The 19,391-nt window shown below is 66.4% G+C and carries 17 protein-coding genes; 12 read left to right on the plus strand and 5 right to left on the minus strand.

Annotated elements, in window-relative coordinates:
* From yicI to VGF12_RS08655, 12 genes are all read left to right on the plus strand, one after another.
* A partial coding sequence (gene yicI, locus VGF12_RS08600) for an alpha-xylosidase (protein WP_331175622.1) occupies nucleotides 1–1,809 on the plus strand: 1,809 nt, incomplete at its 5' end.
* 100 nt (nucleotides 1,810–1,909) lie between these two features.
* Nucleotides 1,910–3,649 carry a glycoside hydrolase family 9 protein gene (locus VGF12_RS08605; protein WP_331175623.1) on the plus strand — a complete coding sequence of 580 codons (1,740 nt, stop codon included), beginning with the start codon at nucleotides 1,910–1,912 and terminating at the stop codon, nucleotides 3,647–3,649.
* A gap of 27 nt (nucleotides 3,650–3,676) precedes the next feature.
* The gene (locus tag VGF12_RS08610) at nucleotides 3,677–4,987 is read left to right on the plus strand and encodes an MFS transporter (RefSeq protein ID WP_331175624.1); all 1,311 of its coding nucleotides are present in this window, start codon (nucleotides 3,677–3,679) and stop codon (nucleotides 4,985–4,987) included.
* An 11-nt stretch (nucleotides 4,988–4,998) separates the two neighbouring features.
* Entirely contained in the window at nucleotides 4,999–5,703 is a 705-nt protein-coding gene (locus VGF12_RS08615) for a polysaccharide deacetylase family protein (protein WP_331175625.1), read from the plus strand.
* Between the two features lie 120 nt (nucleotides 5,704–5,823).
* The gene (locus VGF12_RS08620; protein ID WP_331175626.1) at nucleotides 5,824–8,157 is read left to right on the plus strand and encodes a bifunctional salicylyl-CoA 5-hydroxylase/oxidoreductase; all 2,334 of its coding nucleotides are present in this window, start codon (nucleotides 5,824–5,826) and stop codon (nucleotides 8,155–8,157) included.
* The gene (locus VGF12_RS08625) at nucleotides 8,154–8,891 is read left to right on the plus strand and encodes an SDR family NAD(P)-dependent oxidoreductase (RefSeq protein WP_331175627.1); all 738 of its coding nucleotides are present in this window, start codon (nucleotides 8,154–8,156) and stop codon (nucleotides 8,889–8,891) included. The genes VGF12_RS08620 and VGF12_RS08625 overlap by 4 nt, the downstream gene beginning before the upstream one ends.
* Nucleotides 8,888–9,364, plus strand: coding sequence for a MarR family transcriptional regulator (locus VGF12_RS08630; RefSeq protein WP_331175628.1), 477 nt, complete (start codon nucleotides 8,888–8,890; stop codon nucleotides 9,362–9,364). The genes VGF12_RS08625 and VGF12_RS08630 overlap by 4 nt, the downstream gene beginning before the upstream one ends.
* Complete coding sequence (locus VGF12_RS08635; RefSeq protein ID WP_331175629.1) at nucleotides 9,361–10,200, plus strand: enoyl-CoA hydratase family protein; 840 nt, start codon at nucleotides 9,361–9,363, stop codon at nucleotides 10,198–10,200. The genes VGF12_RS08630 and VGF12_RS08635 overlap by 4 nt, the downstream gene beginning before the upstream one ends.
* A gap of 1 nt (nucleotide 10,201) precedes the next feature.
* Nucleotides 10,202–11,341 carry an acyl-CoA dehydrogenase family protein gene (locus VGF12_RS08640; protein WP_331175630.1) on the plus strand — a complete coding sequence of 380 codons (1,140 nt, stop codon included), beginning with the start codon at nucleotides 10,202–10,204 and terminating at the stop codon, nucleotides 11,339–11,341.
* Between the two features lie 7 nt (nucleotides 11,342–11,348).
* Complete coding sequence (locus VGF12_RS08645; RefSeq protein ID WP_331175631.1) at nucleotides 11,349–12,956, plus strand: benzoate-CoA ligase family protein; 1,608 nt, start codon at nucleotides 11,349–11,351, stop codon at nucleotides 12,954–12,956.
* Nucleotides 12,953–13,390, plus strand: coding sequence for a thioesterase family protein (locus tag VGF12_RS08650; protein ID WP_331175632.1), 438 nt, complete (start codon nucleotides 12,953–12,955; stop codon nucleotides 13,388–13,390). Before VGF12_RS08645 ends, VGF12_RS08650 begins: the two co-directional genes overlap by 4 nt.
* Entirely contained in the window at nucleotides 13,387–13,800 is a 414-nt protein-coding gene (locus VGF12_RS08655; protein WP_331175633.1) for a RidA family protein, read from the plus strand. The genes VGF12_RS08650 and VGF12_RS08655 overlap by 4 nt, the downstream gene beginning before the upstream one ends.
* A gap of 4 nt (nucleotides 13,801–13,804) precedes the next feature.
* Here the strand turns inward: VGF12_RS08655 and VGF12_RS08660 are convergent, their stop codons facing one another.
* From VGF12_RS08660 to VGF12_RS08680, 5 genes are all read right to left on the minus strand, one after another.
* Nucleotides 13,805–14,617, minus strand: a complete 813-nt coding sequence (locus VGF12_RS08660; protein WP_331175634.1) for a DeoR/GlpR family DNA-binding transcription regulator — start codon at nucleotides 14,615–14,617, stop codon at nucleotides 13,805–13,807.
* Between the two features lie 51 nt (nucleotides 14,618–14,668).
* Nucleotides 14,669–15,625: an N-acetylglucosamine kinase gene (locus VGF12_RS08665; protein WP_331175635.1), complete on the minus strand. Its 957-nt coding sequence runs from the start codon at nucleotides 15,623–15,625 to the stop codon at nucleotides 14,669–14,671.
* Nucleotides 15,625–16,812, minus strand: a complete 1,188-nt coding sequence (locus VGF12_RS08670; RefSeq protein ID WP_331175636.1) for a tagatose-6-phosphate ketose isomerase — start codon at nucleotides 16,810–16,812, stop codon at nucleotides 15,625–15,627. The genes VGF12_RS08665 and VGF12_RS08670 overlap by 1 nt, the downstream gene beginning before the upstream one ends.
* A gap of 81 nt (nucleotides 16,813–16,893) precedes the next feature.
* Nucleotides 16,894–18,174, minus strand: a complete 1,281-nt coding sequence (locus tag VGF12_RS08675) for a D-tagatose-bisphosphate aldolase, class II, non-catalytic subunit (protein ID WP_331175637.1) — start codon at nucleotides 18,172–18,174, stop codon at nucleotides 16,894–16,896.
* Nucleotides 18,171–19,076 (minus strand): EamA family transporter, encoded by a 906-nt coding sequence (locus VGF12_RS08680; RefSeq protein WP_331175638.1) that lies wholly within the window; start codon nucleotides 19,074–19,076, stop codon nucleotides 18,171–18,173. Before VGF12_RS08680 ends, VGF12_RS08675 begins: the two co-directional genes overlap by 4 nt.
* Nucleotides 19,077–19,391 lie beyond the last annotated feature (315 nt).

Consider the following 19,391-nt stretch of genomic DNA (forward strand, 5'->3'; position numbering starts at 1 on the left):
GAGAACGTCTACGGCCTTGGCGAGCGCTTCACGCCTTGGGTCAAGAACGGCCAGATCGTCGAGAACACCAACAAGGACGGCGGCACCGCCTGCGAGCAGGCCTACAAGAACGTGCCGTTCTACCTGACCAATCGCGGCTACGGCGTGCTTGTCAACGAGGCCGGCCCGGTGTCCTTCGAGGTCGGCTCGGAGAAAGTGGCCCGCGTGCAGTTCAGCCGCGAAGGCGAGAGCCTGGACTACTGCGTTATCGCAGGCCCCACGCCCAAGGAAGTGATTGGCCGATTGACAGCGCTGACAGGTCGGGCCCCGCTGCCGCCGGCCTGGAGTTTCGGACTGTGGATGACGACCTCGTTCACGACCCAGTACGACGAGGCGACGGCCACGCACTTCATCGATGAGATGGCCAAGCGCGAACTGCCGCTTTCGGTCTTCCACTTCGACTGCTTCTGGATGCGTGAGTTCCAGTGGTGCGACTTCGAATGGGACCGCCGCGGCTTTCCCGAGCCCGAGGCCATGCTCAAGCGCCTGCACGGCAAGGGGCTGAAGATCAGTCTCTGGATCAACCCCTATGTGGCGCAGAAGTCGCCGCTGTTCGCCGAAGGGGTGAAGCACGGCTACTTCATCAAGCGCAAGGGCGGCCCACAAGATGGCCTGACCTTCCAGACCGATCAGTGGCAGCCCGGCATGGCCATCGTGGACTTCACGAATCCGGCCGCCAAGGCCTGGTATCAGGGGCACTTACGCCGCCTGCTGTCCCTTGGTGCTGACTGCTTCAAGACAGACTTCGGCGAGCGCATCCCGAGCGAGGGCGTGGCCTATCACGACGGCTCCGACCCGGTCGAGATGCACAACCTCTACGCGCTGCAATACAACGAGGCGGTTTTCGAGCTGCTGCAGGAAGTCCAGGGCAATGAGGCCATCGTCTTCGCGCGCTCCACCTACGCTTCCGGCCAGCGCTTCCCGGTGCACTGGGGCGGTGATTGCTGGAGTACCTTCGAATCCATGGCCGAGAGCTTGCGTGGCGGGCTGTCGCTGACGAGCTGCGGTTTCGCCTTCTGGAGTCATGATATTGGCGGCTTCGAAGGCAATCCGCCGCCTGCCGTCTACAAGCGCTGGATCCAGTTTGGCCTGATGTGCTCGCACAGCCGACTGCACGGCAGCAGCAGCTATCGGGTGCCATGGCTGGTCGATGAAGAGAGCTGCGACGTGCTGCGCACCTTCACGCGGCTCAAGCACCAGCTCATGCCCTATCTCTACGCCAAGGCGCACGAGGCGACTGAGACGGGCGTGCCGTTGATGCGCTCCATGCTGATGGAGCACCCGCAGGACCCCGCCTGCGCAACGCTGGATCGGCAGTACCAGCTCGGCGAGAGTCTGCTTGTCGCTCCCGTCTTCACAGAAGGTGGCGAAGTGGATTTCTATTTGCCCGAGGGCAGGTGGACCCACCTGCTGTCAGGCGAGAAGAAGCAGGGCGGTCGCTGGCATCGCGAGACGCATGGCTTCATGTCCATGCCCTTGTACGCCGCGCCGAACAGCGTCATCGCCTGGGGTGCCGAGATGGAGAAGCCGGACTACGACTTCGCACGCGGCACGGTGTTGCGGGTGTTCGAGCTGGACGACGGCGTGAGCGCCGCCTTCACGGTTGTGGCGGCTGACGGCAGCGTCGCGGCTCGAGGCAGGGTCGCTTGCGAAGGCGGACATTACGTGGCCTGCGTCACCGAGGGCGCGCTGTACGACTGGAGCCTGGAGGTCGATGGTCGTCGCAGTCCGGTCGTGGCCGAAGGGGGCGATCTGCGCTGGAGCGCCTGATGCCGCATGCCGCCGCCGCGCCCTCCGGGGCTCGGCGGTTTTCGTCTGAGCACTGACCCCAATACACGCTGCCTGACAGCGTTGTCATAATCAATCCGACATGAAGCACATCGTCCGTTCCCGACGCTTTTCCGCGGTGCTCCTGAGCCTTGCATGCTTGGGGGTGCTCACCGGCGGCGCGTCCGCGCAAGGCGTTGCCGTCAACCAGGTGGGCTATCTGCCTGCCGCCGCCAAGTGGGCCACGCTGCCGGCCGATGCGGGCGACGAGTTCCGCATCATCCGTGTGGGCGGCGGCGACGTCGTGCTGCGCGGCCGTCTCGGCGCGGCCAGGACCTGGGCCCCGGCTGGCCAGGCCGTGCGCCTGGCCGACTTCACGGCGTTGACCCAGCCGGGCGAGTACGAGCTGCGGGTCGAAGGTGTGCCGACGTCGCCTCGCATCCACATCGCCCCCGACGCCTATGCCGCGCTGACGGCCGCCAGCCTCAAGGCCTTCTATTTCAACCGAGCCGGCATCGCGCTGGAGGCTCGCCACGCTGGCCGCTGGGCCCGGCCCGCCGGACACCCCGACACCGAAGTGCTGATTCACGCCTCGGCGGCCAGCGACAAGCGTCCCGAAGGAACTCGCATTTCCGCACCCAAGGGGTGGTACGACGCTGGCGACTACAACAAATACATCGTCAACTCGGGCATCACGGTCTTCACGCTGCTGGCGGCCTGGGAGCAGTTCCCGGCGTTGTTCAAGACCCAGAGACTGGACATCCCCGAGAGCGGCAATGGCCTGCCGGACGTGCTCGACGAGGTGCTGTGGAATCTTGAATGGATGCTGGCGATGCAGGACCCTGCCGATGGCGGCGTCTATCACAAGCTCACCAACAAGGGTTTCGACGGCAACCAGATGCCGCACGAGGCGCGTGGCGAGCGTTACGTCGTGCAAAAGAGCACGGCCGCCGCGCTGGATTTCGCCGCCGTGATGGCTCATGCAAGCCGCGTCTTCAGGCCGTTCGAAGCGCAGCGACCCGGCCTGTCGGCGCGCATGCGCGAGGCCGCCATTGCGGCCTGGGGCTGGGCGCGCGCCAACCCGCAGACTTACTACCGGAACCCACCCGACGTACGCACTGGCGAGTACGGCGACACCCGACTGGACGATGAGTTGGCCTGGGCTGCCGCAGAGCTCTACATCACCACGGGCGAGGCCGGCTACCGGGCGGCAATGAAGCTGGACTCCCAGCCAGTCCGCGTGCCGGGTTGGGGGGACGTGGTGGGTCTGGCCTGGATGAGCCTGGCCCAGCACCGCGACGCATTGCCGCAGGCCGATGCCGAACTCGTCACGCGCAAGATGCGCGGTTTTGGCGACGAGCTCGCCGCGTCCTGGAAGGCCTCGGCCTATCGTCTGACGATGGAGGTCTCCACCGACTTTGTCTGGGGTAGCAACGCCCATGCATTGAACCAGGCGCTCATGCTGATCCAGGCCTACCGGCTCAGTGCCGATCGTGCGCAACTGGATGCCGCGCAATCCGCGCTGGACTATGTCCTGGGCCGCAACCCGCTGGGCCTGAGCTATGTGACCGGCTTCGGCCAGCGCAGCCCTCAGCACCCGCACCATCGGCCCTCCGAAGCCGATGGCGTCGAGCAGCCCGTGCCCGGCTTCATCGTCGGTGGGCCCAATCCGGGTCAGCAGGACCAGAAGCACTGTCCCGTGCCGTATGCGTCCGCGCTGCCGGCGCGGTCCTACCTTGACCATGGCTGCAGCTATGCCAGCAACGAGGTGGCCATCAACTGGAATGCGCCGCTGGTCTATGTGTCGGCGGCGCTGCAGGCGCTGACGCCGCCGTCGCGCTGACCGCCAACAAAAGACCCTGGAGATCCCATGACTTCGTCCACTCGCCACCCACTCGTCTGGGTGCCGTCGCTCTACCTGGCCATGGGTTTGCCCAACGTGATGGTCGGGGTCGTTGCGGCCATCCTCTACAAGAACCTCGGCATCTCCAACGAGGACATCGCCCTTTACACCTCGCAGATGTACCTGCCCTGGGTGCTGAAACCCCTGTGGGCGCCGCTGCTGGAGACCTACCGCAGCAAGCGCTTCTGGGTCATCAGCATGGAGTTCACGATGGCGGCGGCTCTTGGCCTGGTCGCGTTGTGTCTGCCCACCGAAGGTTTCTTCAAACTCTCTCTCGCCTTCTTCTGGATCGTCGGCTTCGCCTCGGCCACGCAGGACACCTGCGCCGATGGTGTCTTCATGACCACCGTCTCCAAGACCGACCAGGCGCGCTACTCCGGCGTTCAAGGTATGTGTTGGAACCTCGGTGCCGTCATTGCCTCGGGCCTGCTGGTGTCTCTGACCGGCTACCTGCACAACCACGTTGGCCTGAGCTGGGTGCAATGCTGGATGGTGGTGGTGTCGCTGGCGGCCGCGGTCATGGCGGTGTTCGGGCTTTATCACGTGCGCGTGCTGCCGCCCGGTTCGCCCTCGCACCTGCATGGTCAGGGTCTGGCCGGTGGCCTCAGGTCCACGGCCGAGGCCTGGGTCACTTTCTTCAAGAAGCCGCAGATCTGGATGATGCTGGCCGTCATCTTCTTCTATCGCTTCGGCGAGGGGTTCATCGAGAAGTTCGGACCGCTCTTCCTGTTGGATGCCCGCGCCGCGGGCGGCCTGGGTTTGGACAACGAGGCCCTGGGGCACATCAACGGCACGGTGGGCACGCTGACCTTCATTGCCGGGGCCTTCCTGGGCGGTTTCCTGGTCGCCCGGCGCACATTGCCGCGCACCTTCTTCACGCTGGCTCTGGTGCTCAACATCCCGCACCTGACCTACTTCTATCTCGCGCAATCGATGCCGACGGATACGGTGACGATCGCCGTCATCGTATCCATCGAGAAGTTCGGCTTCGGCATGGGCTCGGTTGGCCACATGCTTTACATGATGCAGCAGATCGCGCCGGGGCCCTTTCGCATGGCGCATTACGCGATGGCAACGGGCGTCATGGCACTGACCAAGTGGGGAACCGGCAGCGTCAGCGGCCTGCTGTGGAACCATGTCGACCACCAGTACGTGAGCTTCTTTGGCTGGGTGCTGATCTTCTCGATCCCGCCGGTCATCCTGGCCTGGCTGGCGCCCTTTCCGCATGACCAGGAGGACGCCGTCGAAGGCCGTGAGGCCCCGGTCGGGGCGCACTGATGGGCATGCTGATGAGTCTGACGCTCGCTGCTGTTGCCGCCGCGCAGCCCGCCTGCGGCCTCGACGCGCTGGGCACCTCGCGCACGCTGACGCTCAAGCGTGAGGCCGCCGCCTGGGGAACGGTGCAACACGCTGCCTTGCCAACGCTTCGACCTAAGGAGGTCGTGCTCACCTTTGACGATGGTCCCAGGCTCGAGTCCACCCCGCTCGTGCTGAAGGCGCTGGCTGACCAGTGCGTGCAGGCCAGCTTCTTCATGAACGGCGAGCCGATGCGCCAGCACGCGGCCCTGGCCCGCCAAGTGCGCGATGCCGGCCACAGCGTCGGCATGCACGGCTACCGGCATGAGCACTTCTCCCTGCTGCCGCCGGCTGCGCAGACGGCCGACCTCGATGCCATGGTGGGCATCTACCGGACCGCCCTTGGGGTTGAGCCGGCCGCCTACCGCTTTCCCTTCCTCGAAGAAACGCCCACGCTGCTCGCGACGCTGAAGGATCGCGGCCTGACGGTCATGTCTGTCGATGCCAGCGCCGAAGACTGGCTCCCCGACCAGACGCCGCAGATGCTGGCCGACAAGCTGCTGGGCCAACTGGCCCGGACTGGGGGCGGCATCATCCTGCTGCACGATGCCCAGGACCAAACGGCCAAGGCGTTGCCCTTCCTGTTGCAAGCGCTGAAGAAGAACGAATTTCGGATCGTTCATGTGAACTGGCGCTGACGCCAGGCTCTTCCCAACGCAAACCCTGGGTCCGCCGCCGGACTTAGGGTTTTCCACTTTGGGCTCATTCTGTCAAATTGGTTGACGTATGAACTATTGATTTCTAAAGTTGTGCGCATCATGCGTATCACCTGCATTGGCGGCGGTCCCGCCGGCCTGTATTTCGCGCTGCTGATGAAGAAGGCCAATCCCGCCCATGAGGTGAGGGTGCTGGAGCGCAACCGGGCAGGCGACACCTTCGGCTGGGGCGTCGTGCTGTCCGACCAGACGGTGGAGGCGCTGCGCGAGGCCGACCCCGAGACGGCCGCCGAGATCGCCGACGCCTTCAACCATTGGGACGACATCGCCGTCCATATCGCCGGCCGCAGCATCGTCTCCGGCGGACATGGCTTTTGCGGCATCGGCCGCAAGAAGCTGCTCAACATCCTGCAGGCGCGGGCCCAGGCCCTGGGCGTTGAGCTGATCTACGACATCGAGGTGCCCGACGATGCTGGCATCGATGCTGACCTCATCATTGCCGCCGATGGCCTGAACAGCCGCATCCGCCAGAAGTACTCAACCACCTACCAGCCCGACATCGACCTGCGTCGCTGCCGCTTCGTGTGGCTGGGCACCACAAAGCTGTTCGACGCCTTCACGTTCGACTTCCAGAAGACCGAGTGGGGCTGGTTTCAGGCCCATGCCTACCGCTTCGACGCGACACACTCGACCTTCATCGTCGAGGCCCCCGAAGACGTATGGCGCGCTGCAGGCCTGGAGAAGATGGGCAAGGAAGAGGGCATCGCGTTTTGCGAGAAGGTCTTCGCCAGGGTGCTGGACGGCCACGCGCTGATATCCAATGCCAACCATCTGCGCGGCTCCGCATCGTGGATCCGCTTCCCGCGTGTCGTCTGCAAGACCTGGGTGCATCGCAACGACCGTGGTATTCCAGTCGTGCTGATGGGCGATGCCGCCCACACGGCCCACTTTTCCATTGGCTCCGGCACCAAGCTCGCGCTGGAGGACGCCATCGACCTGGCGCGCGACATCCAGACTCATGGAGACCTGCAGACGGCGCTCGACGCCTACGAAGCCACCCGCGGCATCGAGGTGCTGCGCATCCAGAACGCGGCACGCAATTCGACGGAGTGGTTCGAGAACGTCGAGCGCCATGCGCGGCTCGCTCCCGAGCAGTTCGCCTATTCGCTGCTGACGCGCTCCCAGCGTATCTCGCACGAGAACCTGCGCCTGCGCGATGCCCGATACGTGGGCGAGTTCGAGCGCTGGCTGGCCAGCCGAAGCGGCGTGGACGCGCAATTGCCGCCGATGTTCACGCCCTTCAAGCTGCGCGGCCTGACGCTCAAGAACCGTGTCGTCGTCTCGCCAATGGCCCAGTACAGCTGCCAAGACGGTATTCCCGGCGACTACCACCTGGTCCACCTTGGCGCTCGGGCCCTCGGCGGGGCCGGCCTCGTCTTCGCCGAGATGACCTGCGTGTCGCCCGATGCGCGCATCACGCCCGCCTGCCCGGGCCTTTGGAACGACGTTCAGGGCGCGGCCTGGCGGCGCATCGTCGAGCATGTACACACCAGCAGCAGCGCCAAGATCGCCATGCAGCTCGGGCACGCCGGCCCCAAGGGATCGACCCGTGTGCCCTGGGAAGGCGAAGACCAACCCCTGGCCGACGGCAACTGGCCGCTGATCTCGGCATCGCCGCAGCAATACCTCAGTGGCGTCAGCCAGATCGCCCGAGCCATGTCGCGTGCGGACATGGACCGCGTGCTGGAAGACTTCGTCGCCGCGGCTCGCCGCGCTGCCGATGCCGGCTTCGATTGGCTGGAGCTGCACTGCGCTCACGGGTATCTGCTCTCGGCCTTCATCTCACCGCTGACCAACCAGCGCGAAGACAAATACGGCGGTTCGCTGGAAAACCGACTGCGCTACCCGCTGGAGGTTTTCACGGCCGTGCGCGAGGTCTGGCCGCCGGACCGGCCGATGTCGGTGCGTATCTCGGCCCACGACTGGGTGCCTGGAGGCACCTTGCCCGAGGATGCGGTCTCCGTCGCCGCCGCTTTCAAGGCCGCGGGCGCCGACCTCATCGACGTCTCGTCCGGCCAGGTCAGCAAGGCGCAGCAGCCGGTTTACGGCCGTATGTTCCAGACGCCGTTTGCCGAAAGCATCCGCAACCGCGTCGGCATCGCCACCATGGCTGTCGGCGCCATCTCCGAGGCCGATCACGTCAACAGCATCGTTGCCTCGGGCCGAGCCGACCTTTGCGCTATCGCCCGCCCTCATCTGGCCAATCCGGCCTGGACGCTGAACGAGGCTGCGCGTATCGGCTATGTCGGCCCCATCGGCCTCGAATGGCCCAGGCAATACCTTTCCGGCAAGAGACAACTCGAACGCGAGTTCGAACGCCAGCGCGCTGGCAACGTGGCTGCGGCAGAGCAGGCCAACAAGGCATTGGGCGTATGAAGGATCAACACGCGGTGGTGACCGGTGGTGGCAGCGGCATCGGCGCTGCGGTGGCAAAGCGGCTGCTGGCCGACGGCTTTCGCGTCACGTTGATGGGCCGCAGCCTGGGGCGTTTGCAGGCCCAGCAGGCGGCACTCGGGGACGTGCTCATCCAGGTCTGCGATGTGTCTGACGAAACCAGCGTGAATGGGGCCTTTGCCGCAGTGGGCGATGTCGACATCCTCGTCAACAACGCCGGCCAGGTTGAAACCACGCCCTTCGCCAAGACCTCGCTGGAGCTCTGGCAGCGACTGCTCAACGTCAACCTCACTGGTACCTTCCTTTGCAGCCGCGCCGTGCTGCCCGGCATGCTGATGCGCAAGAGTGGGCGCATCGTCAACGTGGCGAGCACGGCGGCGCTCAAGGGCTACGCCTACGTGGCTGCCTATTGCGCCGCCAAGCACGGCGTGCTGGGCCTGACGCGCGCGCTGGCGCTCGAAGTCGCCACCAAGGGCGTGACAGTCAATGCTGTCTGTCCCGGCTACACCGAAACCGACATCGTCGAGAGTGCCGTCAACACCCTCGTCGCCAAGACCGGCCGTACGCCCGAGCAGGCCAGGACGGAGTTGTCCAGGGCCAACCCGCAGGGGCGGCTGATCCGGCCTGACGAGGTGGCTGACACGGTCGTCTGGATCCTCGGCAATGGCGCCATCAACGGTCAGGCCATTGCCGTCTGCGGTGGGGAGACGATGTGAGCGAAGTCGACCTCGAAACGCGACTCTCCGACGACGACCACCAGGCGCTCAAGCTCTGGCTGCGCCTGCTGTCCTGCACCACACGTGTCGAAGATCAGATCCGCCAGCGCCTGCGCCAGGACTTCGGGACCACGCTGCCGCGCTTTGACCTGCTAGCCCAGTTGGAGCGACACCCCGACGGCCTGAGCATGCGCGAGCTATCCCAGCGCCTGATGGTGACTGGCGGCAACGTCACTGGCATCACTGATCAACTGGAAGCCGAAGGACTGGTGCTGCGCGAGACACGCGCCGATGACCGGCGCAGCTTCATCGTCAAGCTCACGCCCCAGGGGCGCCGCCAGTTCAAGCGCATGGCGGCCACACACGAGGGCTGGATCGTCGAGCTGTTCGCGGGCTGGACGCCGGCACAGAAGACCCAGGTCCATCAGCTGCTGGCCCTGCTCAAGACTCATCTCAAGGACAACACCCCATGACCCCGCATCTCGCCTCGGGCAACAGCCAGAGTCTTGCCGACTTTGCGCCGCAACACTTCCTGTGGCAGCAGCAAGGAGGCGTAGGCGTCATCACGCTGAACCGTCCGGAACGCAAGAACCCGCTGACTTTCGATTCCTATGCCGAGCTGCGTGACCTGTTCCGGCGGCTGAGCTATGTGAACGAGCTCAAGGCCATCGTCGTGCACGGCGCCGGTGGCAATCTCTGTTCCGGTGGCGATGTGCACGAAATCATCGGCCCGCTGACGGGCATGAGCATGCCCGACCTGCTGGCCTTCACGCGCATGACGGGCGACCTCGTCAAGGCCATGCGTGCCTGCCCCCAGCCCATCCTCTCGGCCATCGATGGCGTCTGCGCCGGCGCGGGCGCCATCTTGGCCATGGCGTCCGACCTGCGCGTCGGCACGGCACGCAGCAAGACGGCCTTCCTGTTCACCCGCGTGGGCCTCGCTGGCTGCGACATGGGAGCCTGCGCGATGCTGCCACGCATCGTGGGACAGGGCCGTGCGTCCGACCTGCTCTACAGCGGCCGGAGCTTGGGTGGCGAGGAGGCCCTGGCCTGGGGCTTCCTTAACCGTGTGACAGAGCCCGACCAACTCCTGGACGAGACGCTGAAATGGGCTGGCGAGATTGCGAGAGGCCCCGGCTTCGGCCACGCCATGACGAAGCGCATGCTGCACCAGGAGTGGTCGATGGGCGTGGACGAGGCCATCGAGGCTGAGGCTCAGGCCCAGGCCATCTGCATGATGACCCAGGACTTCCACCGCGCTTACGAGGCGTTCGTCGCCAAAGGGAAGCCGGTGTTCCAGGGGAACTGAGATGGAGCATCTCGACTGGCCCTTCTTCGACGCCAAGCACCGCGAGTTGGCGACGGCGCTCGACGCCTGGTGCGGCGCCCACCTGCAGCATGTCGACCATGAAGCCGACGTCGATGTTCAATGCCGCAGCTTGGTCGCCCAGCTCGGCGCCGCCGGCTGGCTCAACCATGCCGTGGCCAATGAAGGCCAGGCCATCGACACCCGTGCCATCTGCCTGATCCGAGAGACCCTGGCTGGCCACGAGGGGCTGGCTGATTTCGCCTTTGCCATGCAGGGCCTGGGATCGGGCGCGATCTCGCTGCAGGGCACGCCGGCCCAGCGCGAGCAGTATCTGCCCCGCGTGGCACGAGGGGAAGCGCTGGCTGCCTTCGCGCTCTCAGAGCCGGATGCGGGCTCCGACGTCGCGGCCATGCAGTGCAGCGCCACGGAAGACGGCGACGCCTACGTGCTGAATGGCGAGAAGACCTGGATCTCCAACGGCGGCATCGCCGACTTCTACGTGCTGTTCGCGCGGACGGGCGAAGCGCCCGGCGCGCGCGGCATCTCGACCTTCATTGTTGATGCCGGTATCCCGGGCTTCGAGATTGCAGAGCGCATCAACGTCATCGCGCCACATCCACTCGCCCGCTTGCGATTCACCCACTGCCGCGTGCCCAAAACCCAGATGCTGGGCGCGCCCGGCGAGGGCTTCAAGCTGGCCATGCGTACGCTGGATGTCTTTCGCACATCGGTCGCTGCCGCGGCACTGGGCTTTGCGCGCCGCGCGCTGCAGGAGGGTATCGCCCAGGCCAAGGCGCGGAGCATGTTCGGTGGGCGGTTGTCCGACTTGCCGCTGACCCAGGCCAGGCTGGCCGACATGGCCTGCACAGTGGACTCGTCCGCGCTGATGGTCTACCGCGCCGCCTGGCTGCGCGACCAGGGCAAGACCATCACCAAGGAAGCCGCCATGGCCAAGCTGATGGCCACAGAAGGGGCCCAGCAGGTCATCGACGCCGCCGTGCAGCTCTTCGGCGGTCGCGGTGTGCGCCGGGGCGAGATTGTCGAATCGCTCTATCGGGAAATCCGTGCGCTGCGCATCTACGAGGGCGCCAGCGAAGTGCAGCAACTCATCATCGGTCGCGAGCTCCTCAAGAAGGCGTGAAACAACCATGCATCCATCGGCTCATCGGGATACCTTCACCAGAGAACATCTGCCACCGCAGGACCAGTGGCCCGAGCTGGTGTTTGATTTGCCCGAGCTGCAGTTCGGATCCAGGCTGAACGCTGCGACCGAGCTGCTGGATCGTTGGGTCGAGCAAGGGCAGGGTGGCCGCGCTTGCGTGCAGGGCGGCGGTTTGAAGTGGACCTATGCCGAACTGCAGGCCGAGGCCAATCGCATCGCCAACGTGCTGGTCCACGAGCTTGGCGTCGTGCCAGGCAACCGCGTGCTGCTACGTGGCACCAACACGCCGCAGATGGCGGCCTGCTGGTTCGCCGTCATCAAGGCGGGGGCGGTCGCAGTCGCGACCATGCCGCTGCTGCGCGCGGTGGAACTGGGCAAGGTCATCGCCAAGGCCGAGGTCACGCATGCGCTATGCGATGCAGCCCTGGCCTCGGAATTGGCGGCGGCCCAACAGCAGCACCCGGTGCTGCGCGTCATCTGCCACTTCCGCAGCCCCGCACCGGATGGCCTTGAAGCCCGCGCCTCGCGCCAGCCCGCCACGTTCACGAATGTCGACACGGCCAGCGACGACTGCGCGCTGATCGCCTTTACTTCCGGCACCACGGGCCAGCCCAAGGGAACCATGCATTTCCATCGCGACATCCTCGCGATCTGCCGCTGCTGGCCGGCGCACTGCCTGCGCGCGGAGTCCGGTGATGTCTTTATCGGCAGCCCGCCGCTGGCTTTCACGTTCGGCCTGGGCGGTCTGCTGCTGTTCCCGATGAGCGTCGGTGCGTCCACCGTGCTGCTGGAGAAGGCTGCGCCAGACCTGCTGCTTGCTGCCATCGCCGAGCACCGTGCCACGGTCTGCTTCACGGCGCCGACGTCGTACCGCGCGATGGCGCCGCTCGTGGCTCAACACGACATCTCGAGCCTGCGCAAATGCGTCAGCGCCGGTGAGGCCCTGCCGGCGGCCACGCGGGCGCTGTGGAAGCAGGCGACGGGGCTCGAACTCCTCGACGGCATCGGCGCGACCGAGTTGCTGCACATCTTCATCTCGCACACCGAAGAGGACGCCAAGGGGGGCGCCACTGGCAAGCCCGTGCCCGGCTACCAAGCCTGCATCCTCGACGACGCCGGGCAGCCGCTGCGCGCTGGCCAGGTCGGGCATCTGGCGGTCAAGGGACCGACCGGCTGCCGCTATCTTGCCGACGAGCGCCAGCTCCAGTATGTCCAGGACGGTTGGAACCTGACCGGCGACGCCTACCTCATCGATGAAGACGGCTACTACGTCTACCAGGCCCGCACCGACGACATGATCATCTCGGGCGGCTACAACATCGCCGGCCCCGAGATCGAGGCGGCGCTGCTGAGCCACCCGGCCGTTGCCGAGTGTGCCGTCATCGGAGTGCCCGACGAAGATCGCGGCCAACTGGTCAAGGCCTTCGTCGTACTGCGCGAGGGGCATGCCGGTGACGTGAAGGCGTTGCAGGAGCACGTGAAAGCGAGCATCGCGCCCTACAAGTACCCGCGCGTCATTGAGTTCCGCACGAGCCTTCCACGCACCGAGACGGGAAAGCTGCAGCGCTTCAAGCTGAAGGAGCCCGGCGCATGAGCGCGCCGGTGTTCGAGCGCGAGCAATTGGTTCGCTTCGGCCATTGCGATCCGGCCGGCATCGTCTTCTACCCACGCTATTTCGAGATGCTCAACGAGCTGATCGAGGATTGGTTCGGCGACGCACTGGGTCTCCCCTTTGAAGCGCTGATCGGCGAGCGCGGCATCGGCTTGCCGACCGCCCAGTTGGATACGCGCTTCCTTCGTGTCAGCCGTCAAGGTGACCGGCTCGTGCAACGTATCCACCTGGAGCGGCTGGGCCGCAGTTCCCTGACGTTGCGCGTTGCTTTTTCCGGCAAGGACGATGAAGTCGGGGGGGCTCGCGTCGAGTTCACGCAGGTGCTGGTCTGTACCTCGCTGGCCACGCACCTGCCCCAGGCGATTCCCGACGACCTGCGGGCCGCACTCTCGCCCGCACAGGAGCCCATGCCATGACCCACAAGCAGATCCTCCAGCCGGCCGGTTGGACCCAGCCGCGCGGCTACGCCAATGGCGTCGCGGCCAGCGGCCGCCAGGTCTTCGTTGCCGGCCAGATCGGCTGGAATGAGCGCTGCGAATTCGACAGCGACGACCTCATCGAACAGGTGCGCCAGACGCTGGCCAACATCCGTGCCGTGCTTGCCGAGGCCGGCGCCACACCTGGCCACATCGTGCGCATGACCTGGTACCTCGTAGACAAGCGCGAGTACCTGGCCCGCGGCCGTGAGGTGGGCCAAGCCTACCGTGACGTGCTCGGCCGCGACTATGGCGTTGCGATGAGTGCCGTGCAGGTGTCGGCGTTGATGGAGGACCGAGCCAAGGTGGAGATCGAGGTCACGGCCGTCGTGCCGGACCTGGGCCAGTAGCCTCCTAGGCCAACACCACCTCAATCCCGCGTCCCCGCAACTGATCCACGATCGCCTGGTCTGCGCCGCTGTCAGTAATCAGCACATCCAGTTGTTCTACCGGCGCGATGACCGACAGGTTTCGCTTCATCAGCTTGGATGCGTCTGCCACGGCCACGACCTGACGGCTGATCTTCATCATCTGGGCGTTGAGCTGCGCTTCCAGCAGATGGGGCGTCATCAGGCCGATGTCGGGATCCAGGCTGTCGACGCCGAGGAAGAGGCGGTCGGCGTGCAAACCCTGAAGCGCTGCCACAGCTTGCGGGCCGGACAGCGAGTACGAGTTTGGGCGCAGCTGGCCGCCGGGCATGATGAGGTTGACGTGAGGCACCGTCGCGAGCAAGCCCGCGATATTGAGCGCGTTGGTGATGACGTTCAGCGAGGTGAGCTTCAGGCCGCGGATCTGCTTGGCGATCTCCTCGGTCGTGGAGCCGGAATCCAACAGGATGGTCTCACCATCGCGGATCATCTTTGCGGCCTCGGTGGCGATCCGTGCCTTTTGCTCGTGGCGCAGCTTCTGCTTGACGCCGATGGGTACCTCCTCCGTGTCGCGCTGCGCCAGCGCGCCGCCATGGGTGCGCAGCACGGCGCCGGTGGAGGCCAGCGCGTTGAGGTCGCTGCGGATGGTGACGACCGAAGTGCCGAAGCGTTCGGCCAGTTCGTCCACCGTGACGCGGCCGTGCGTCTGCACCAGCTCGCGGATCAGGCGGCGGCGTTCGTCGATGAGCAGAGTGCTTTCGGGTTTGGCCGGGGGCGGCTTGGAATTCGGGCGAGGCATGCGAGATCGAAAGGCGGGCTACTTTCGAATCATATCGATTGGGGTCTTTCGTCAGCCCTTCAGGCGCGCCAGCGCTGCGGGTGACAGGGGCCGGCCGCCCAAGCGCGCGGCGTACAAGGCCGCGCCCAGCTCGGGGCCGTGGCGCGGCGTCGTCAGCACGGCGCCGGGTAGGCGGCGGGCGAGCGCAGCCTTCAGTGGGCCCAGCACAAGCTCACCGGCCGCGAACACGCCGCCGGAGTAGGACACGGGCAGGGCCTGGATGTCAGCCAGACCCAGGTTGCGAGCGACGCCAGCGGCCAGCGCGGCCAGCTCGTCGCCGGCGCGTACGAGAAGCTGGCTGGCCTGTTCGTCGCCGGCTTGCGCCGCGGCCGTGGCCAGGCGAGCCACCTGGGCCAGCTCGCTGCGAGCGGCGCCGCCGTTGATCGAACCGCAGAGGTCGAGGTCGTGCCGGAGCTCGAAGTGCCGGCGCACCAGGCCCAGCAGCGGTCCGGGCTCGGCGCGACCGTCGGCCATGCGCGAGAACAGCGCCAGCACCTCGCGCGCCAGCCAGTGGGCGGAACCTTCGTCACCGAAGACTTCGCCCCAGCCGCCGCTGCGCGCGCCGCGGCCCATCCATTCGCCGTAGGCAATGGAGCCTGTGCCTGCGACGAGACTGATGCCGTCCGCGCCGGCAAGGGAGCCGGCCCAGCTGCAGACCATGTCGTTGCCGACGGTGCTGCGGGGCAGGACACCGGCCAGCAGGCCGTCGAAAGCCGGCAGCAGCCCGCTGTCTTCGCCATGCGCTGGCAAGCCTGCGAAAGCGTGGCTCACGTCGCTTGCGGCTGAGCCGGCCTGATGCAGCGCGGCCTGGATGCCGTCGCGCAGCAGGGCCCGTAGCGCGTCGAAGCCGATCTCGAGGTAATAGCTCGTCGTCGATTCGTGGCGGGCCAGCAGGCGGCCGCCTTCGTCCAGGAGGATGAAGGCGGTCTTGGTGCCGCCACCATCGATGCCGAGGAAGAGGGCGCTCATCAGGACTGCTGCGACGGGTGTGTTGGGGGCAGGGGGTGAATGGTGACACCGCTGACGACGCGGGTCACGGTACCGGAGGCACTGGGGTTGTCCGGCGTGATGCCCAACTGCAGCGAGGCGAGCAGGGCCAGGCATTGCGCGAATACCAGCGCGACCGGGGCCAGCGCCAAGTCGGGGGCGGTGGCGGGCAGGTCCAGTTGCACGTCGTCGGCGTGAGGGGCTTCCGCGCCGTTCGGCACTGCGGTGCGCAGCGCCAGCACGCGGGCCCGACCTTCGCGGCGCAGCTCGCGCAGCAGGTCCAAGTCGTACTGGCGGGTGTAGGAGTCGTTGGACAGGAGGATGACCACCAGCGTCCTGTCGTTCAGGATGGTCTTGGGGCCATGGCGAAAGCCGAGCGGCGAGTCGGCCAGCGCCACGAGCTTGCCGTCGGTCAGCTCCAGCAGCTTCAGCGCGGCTTCGCGGGCGAGGCCCAGCAGCGCGTTGCTGCCGAGATAGACAACGCGCTCGAAGGGCTGCTCGACCAGCGCGTGGAGGCGATCAGCCTCGCGCTCGGCCAGCGCCGCTGCGGCCTGTGCCAGTTCGGCCACAGGCCGCAGCGGCAGGCTGAAGGCCCAGGCGGCGGCCAGCAGCATGCCGCTGAAGCTGGACGTCATGGCGAAGGCGCGGTCGTGGGTCTCATCGGGCAGCAGCAGTACATGGGCGTGAGCCTGCCCGGCCAGGCGGCGATTCAGCGTGCCCTCGGCGGCGCAGGTGACGACGAGGTGGTGGCAGCGCTTGACGAGGCGGTCGGCCAGCTCCACAGCAGCCAGGCTTTCGGGACTGTTGCCGGAGCGGGCGAAAGACACCAGCAGCGTGGGCACTTCGGGCTGCAGGCATTGCTCCGGGCTGGAGACGATGTCCGTCGTTGCGACGGCCTCGACGCGAATGCCCGGGCGCTGGCCCAGCAGGCGCAGCAGGCCAGGTGCCAGGCATTGTCCGATGAAGGCGGAGCTGCCGGCACCGGTCAGCACGATGCGCAGGTCGGGCAGGGACAGCAGCGGATCCAGGAAGGCGTCCAGCATGGGACGCTCGGCCTGCAGCTGCGCATAGACGGCCTGCCAGATGGCGGGCTGATGGGCGATCTCGCGCGCCGTGTGGCTGGCGCGGCGGTGATCGAGGTCAACTGGATCGAGGTGGAGAAGGGTCATGTCAGTTCGGTGATCTGTTTTGCAGTGCGGGCCGCTCCCAGGCCGGCCCGCGTCCATCGGGGTGAAACCAGGCCAAGGTCTTCATGCGCTGCAGGCTTGCAGGTAGGGGCGCAGAGCCTGGACAGTGCCGTCTCGCAGCAAGGCGTCCGTGTGCATGGAGATGCGGCCGTCGCGCACTGCCTCGTACTGGCGAGGCAGGTACTGACTGAGCAGCGTCAGCGGGGGCGGCGCGGCGTCCAGGCGCGCCAGCATGGTCCGGCAGGCCTCGCGTACGGCCGGGTGAGCCCAGTAGTAGCGGATGCGGTCGCTCAGGCTGTAGGCGAGGTCGACGTCCAGCCGAGCCGGGTCCTGGTAATAGCCGCGCCAATGCTCAGGCTCGGCGCGCATGACGCCCAGCACGGTGTCGACTAGGCCGTCGCCTTCACCCACCCATTCGCGTTCGACCGCAGCCAGTGCCCACAGCGTCTCGCGCAACGCGAAGGTCACGCCGGGGCCGACCTTGAGAATGGCAAAGTGGTCGCGCGCCAGCTGGGCCAGGCGCTCGGGTGTCTGGTAGTCCGTGGAATGGGCCTCGAAGACGAGGCGGGGCTGGCTTTCGATGAAGGCGCTCAAGGCCCGGGCCTTGTCGGGGCGGTAGTCGATGACCTTGTGGTGGTCGAACTCCACGCCGGGCTGCACGACCATGGCGATGACGCGTTCCCAGGCGGCATCCAGTCCGGCGCGCTGGAAGGCGACGCGGTGCAGCTCCAGCGTGGATGCAGCGGCTTCTGGCGAGGTCACGGCCAGCTCGCCGAGATCTTCGTGCGCGCCACCGGGCACGGGCACCTCAGTGCCGATGACGTAGACCGGTGGCTGGCCGCGCTCGGGGGCCTCTGCCCAAGCCTGCTCAGCCGCAAGGCACAGGCGCACGGCGCGGGCGGCGATCTCGGGTTCAGGCAGGGGAACCGGGTCGCCGGCACATGACATGGAGCAGTCCAGGTGGATCTTGCGGAAGCCCGCGCTCACGTACTGCGTCACCATGACCTCGGCCTTGGCCATGGCGCCATCGGCCGGCAGCTTGCGCCAGGCATTGGGGCCGAGGTGGTCGCCACCCAACAGGAGCAGCTCGGGCGCCAGGCCCTCTGCGGCGGCCAGGTCCTGCACATAGCTGCGGAAGTTCTGCGGCGTCATGCCGGTATAGCCGCCGTCCTGGTTGACTTGGTTGGACGTGGCCTCGATGAGGGCGGGCCTGCCCTGGGCGGCGCATTCGCGCAGCGTCGCAGCGATGACGACGGGATGGGCCGAGCAGACGGACGGAATACCGACGGCGGGGCCGGCGCCGGCTTGCTTGTGGCGGCGCACGAGGTCGAGCATGAGCTTCATGCGGCGTCTCCTGAAACGGCTTGTGTGGAAGAGGGGTTCTCGGGCTGCAGCGCGAGCATCAACGCGGCGAGCAGGGCGAGCCCGACGCCCAGCAGCTTGGTGCCGGTCGGCATCGCGCCGCTGACGGCCATGGACAGCACGGCCGTCAGCAGTGGTGCGCCGGCATTGACGAGGGGCGAGACGACGAGGGCCTTGCCGTAGCGGAAGGCGTAGACCAAGGTCAGCGCGCCGATGGCATTGAGCACCTGGATGACTGCCGCGAGACCCGGTCCCTGCCAGCGCCAATTGATGGGCTGGGAGAAATCCGTCAGCCACAGCGCGGCCGGCACGCAGGCCAAGCCTCCCAGCATCATGTAGAAGAAGATGCTCTCAGCGCTGGTTCCTGCGTTGGCCAGCTTGATGAAGTAGGCCTGCAGGCCCCAGGCAGCCATCACGACGAGTGCCAGCACGAACCACATGCCGAGCCCCTGGGCGCCCTGGCCCAATTGCATGTCGAACAACGGCAGCGCGCAAAGCGCGAGCGCGATGCCCGCCACGCCCAGCTTGCCGGTGCGCTCGCCCAGCAGGCCAAAGGACAGCGCGATGGTGATGGCCGGCGACAGCGAGACGATCGGGAAGATCAGGTAGGCCGGGCCGAGCTGCACGGCACGGAACAGCAGCATCTGGCCGCCGGCGCCCAGCAGCCCGACGGTCAAGCCCAGCAGCACTGAGCGGCGATCCCTGTCGATGCGCCAGCCAGCGCGGGCCAGCACGATGAGTGCCGGCGGGATCATCGTCAGCGCCCAGACGACGTAGATCAGCGTGTCAGGGAAGCCGTGCTCGGAGGGCAGGCCGGTGAAGGCGCCCCACAGGCCCCAGAGCCCGGTAGTGATCAGCGCGTAGGTGAGCCAGTTGCTCTGCATCGAGACTTCTTTCGTGTTGCCGTGGAGCGTCGGTGTGACTTTCGAGCGAAAGCATAAGCGAACAAAAACGAAAACACAATGGTGGAAGGACTTTCGTATGCCAAATTTGAGAGGGGAGTCGACGATCTCTATATAGATCGAGCAAAATCCTCTATGTCAGCTCCGACGAAGGCTTTCGTGGCATCATTCATCGAAAGCATTCGGCATCCGTGAAAACGATATACGAAATCAAACGAAAGGATTCGTAGACTTGCGTCAAGCCGGCTCGGGGCCTTCCGGAGCCGGCAACCCGCACCGGGGGAAAGCTGCCCCGGC

The sequence above is a fragment of the Roseateles sp. genome (assembly GCF_036404855.1).
Taxonomy (GTDB): domain Bacteria; phylum Pseudomonadota; class Gammaproteobacteria; order Burkholderiales; family Burkholderiaceae_C; genus Pelomonas.

Excerpts from the sequence above, each read along its gene's own strand:
- VGF12_RS08605 (WP_331175623.1), top strand. The coding sequence starts at position 1,910 with ATGAAGCACATCGTCCGTTCCCGACGCTTTTCCGCGGTGCTCCTGAGC.
- VGF12_RS08610 (WP_331175624.1), top strand. The coding sequence starts at position 3,677 with ATGACTTCGTCCACTCGCCACCCACTCGTCTGGGTGCCGTCGCTCTAC.
- VGF12_RS08615 (WP_331175625.1), top strand. The coding sequence starts at position 4,999 with ATGAGTCTGACGCTCGCTGCTGTTGCCGCCGCGCAGCCCGCCTGCGGC.
- VGF12_RS08620 (WP_331175626.1), top strand. The coding sequence starts at position 5,824 with ATGCGTATCACCTGCATTGGCGGCGGTCCCGCCGGCCTGTATTTCGCG.
- VGF12_RS08625 (WP_331175627.1), top strand. The coding sequence starts at position 8,154 with ATGAAGGATCAACACGCGGTGGTGACCGGTGGTGGCAGCGGCATCGGC.
- VGF12_RS08635 (WP_331175629.1), top strand. The coding sequence starts at position 9,361 with ATGACCCCGCATCTCGCCTCGGGCAACAGCCAGAGTCTTGCCGACTTT.
- VGF12_RS08640 (WP_331175630.1), top strand. The coding sequence starts at position 10,202 with ATGGAGCATCTCGACTGGCCCTTCTTCGACGCCAAGCACCGCGAGTTG.
- VGF12_RS08645 (WP_331175631.1), top strand. The coding sequence starts at position 11,349 with ATGCATCCATCGGCTCATCGGGATACCTTCACCAGAGAACATCTGCCA.
- VGF12_RS08650 (WP_331175632.1), top strand. The coding sequence starts at position 12,953 with ATGAGCGCGCCGGTGTTCGAGCGCGAGCAATTGGTTCGCTTCGGCCAT.
- VGF12_RS08655 (WP_331175633.1), top strand. The coding sequence starts at position 13,387 with ATGACCCACAAGCAGATCCTCCAGCCGGCCGGTTGGACCCAGCCGCGC.
- VGF12_RS08660 (WP_331175634.1), bottom strand. The coding sequence starts at position 14,617 with ATGCCTCGCCCGAATTCCAAGCCGCCCCCGGCCAAACCCGAAAGCACT.
- VGF12_RS08665 (WP_331175635.1), bottom strand. The coding sequence starts at position 15,625 with ATGAGCGCCCTCTTCCTCGGCATCGATGGTGGCGGCACCAAGACCGCC.
- VGF12_RS08670 (WP_331175636.1), bottom strand. The coding sequence starts at position 16,812 with ATGACCCTTCTCCACCTCGATCCAGTTGACCTCGATCACCGCCGCGCC.
- VGF12_RS08675 (WP_331175637.1), bottom strand. The coding sequence starts at position 18,174 with ATGAAGCTCATGCTCGACCTCGTGCGCCGCCACAAGCAAGCCGGCGCC.
- VGF12_RS08680 (WP_331175638.1), bottom strand. The coding sequence starts at position 19,076 with ATGCAGAGCAACTGGCTCACCTACGCGCTGATCACTACCGGGCTCTGG.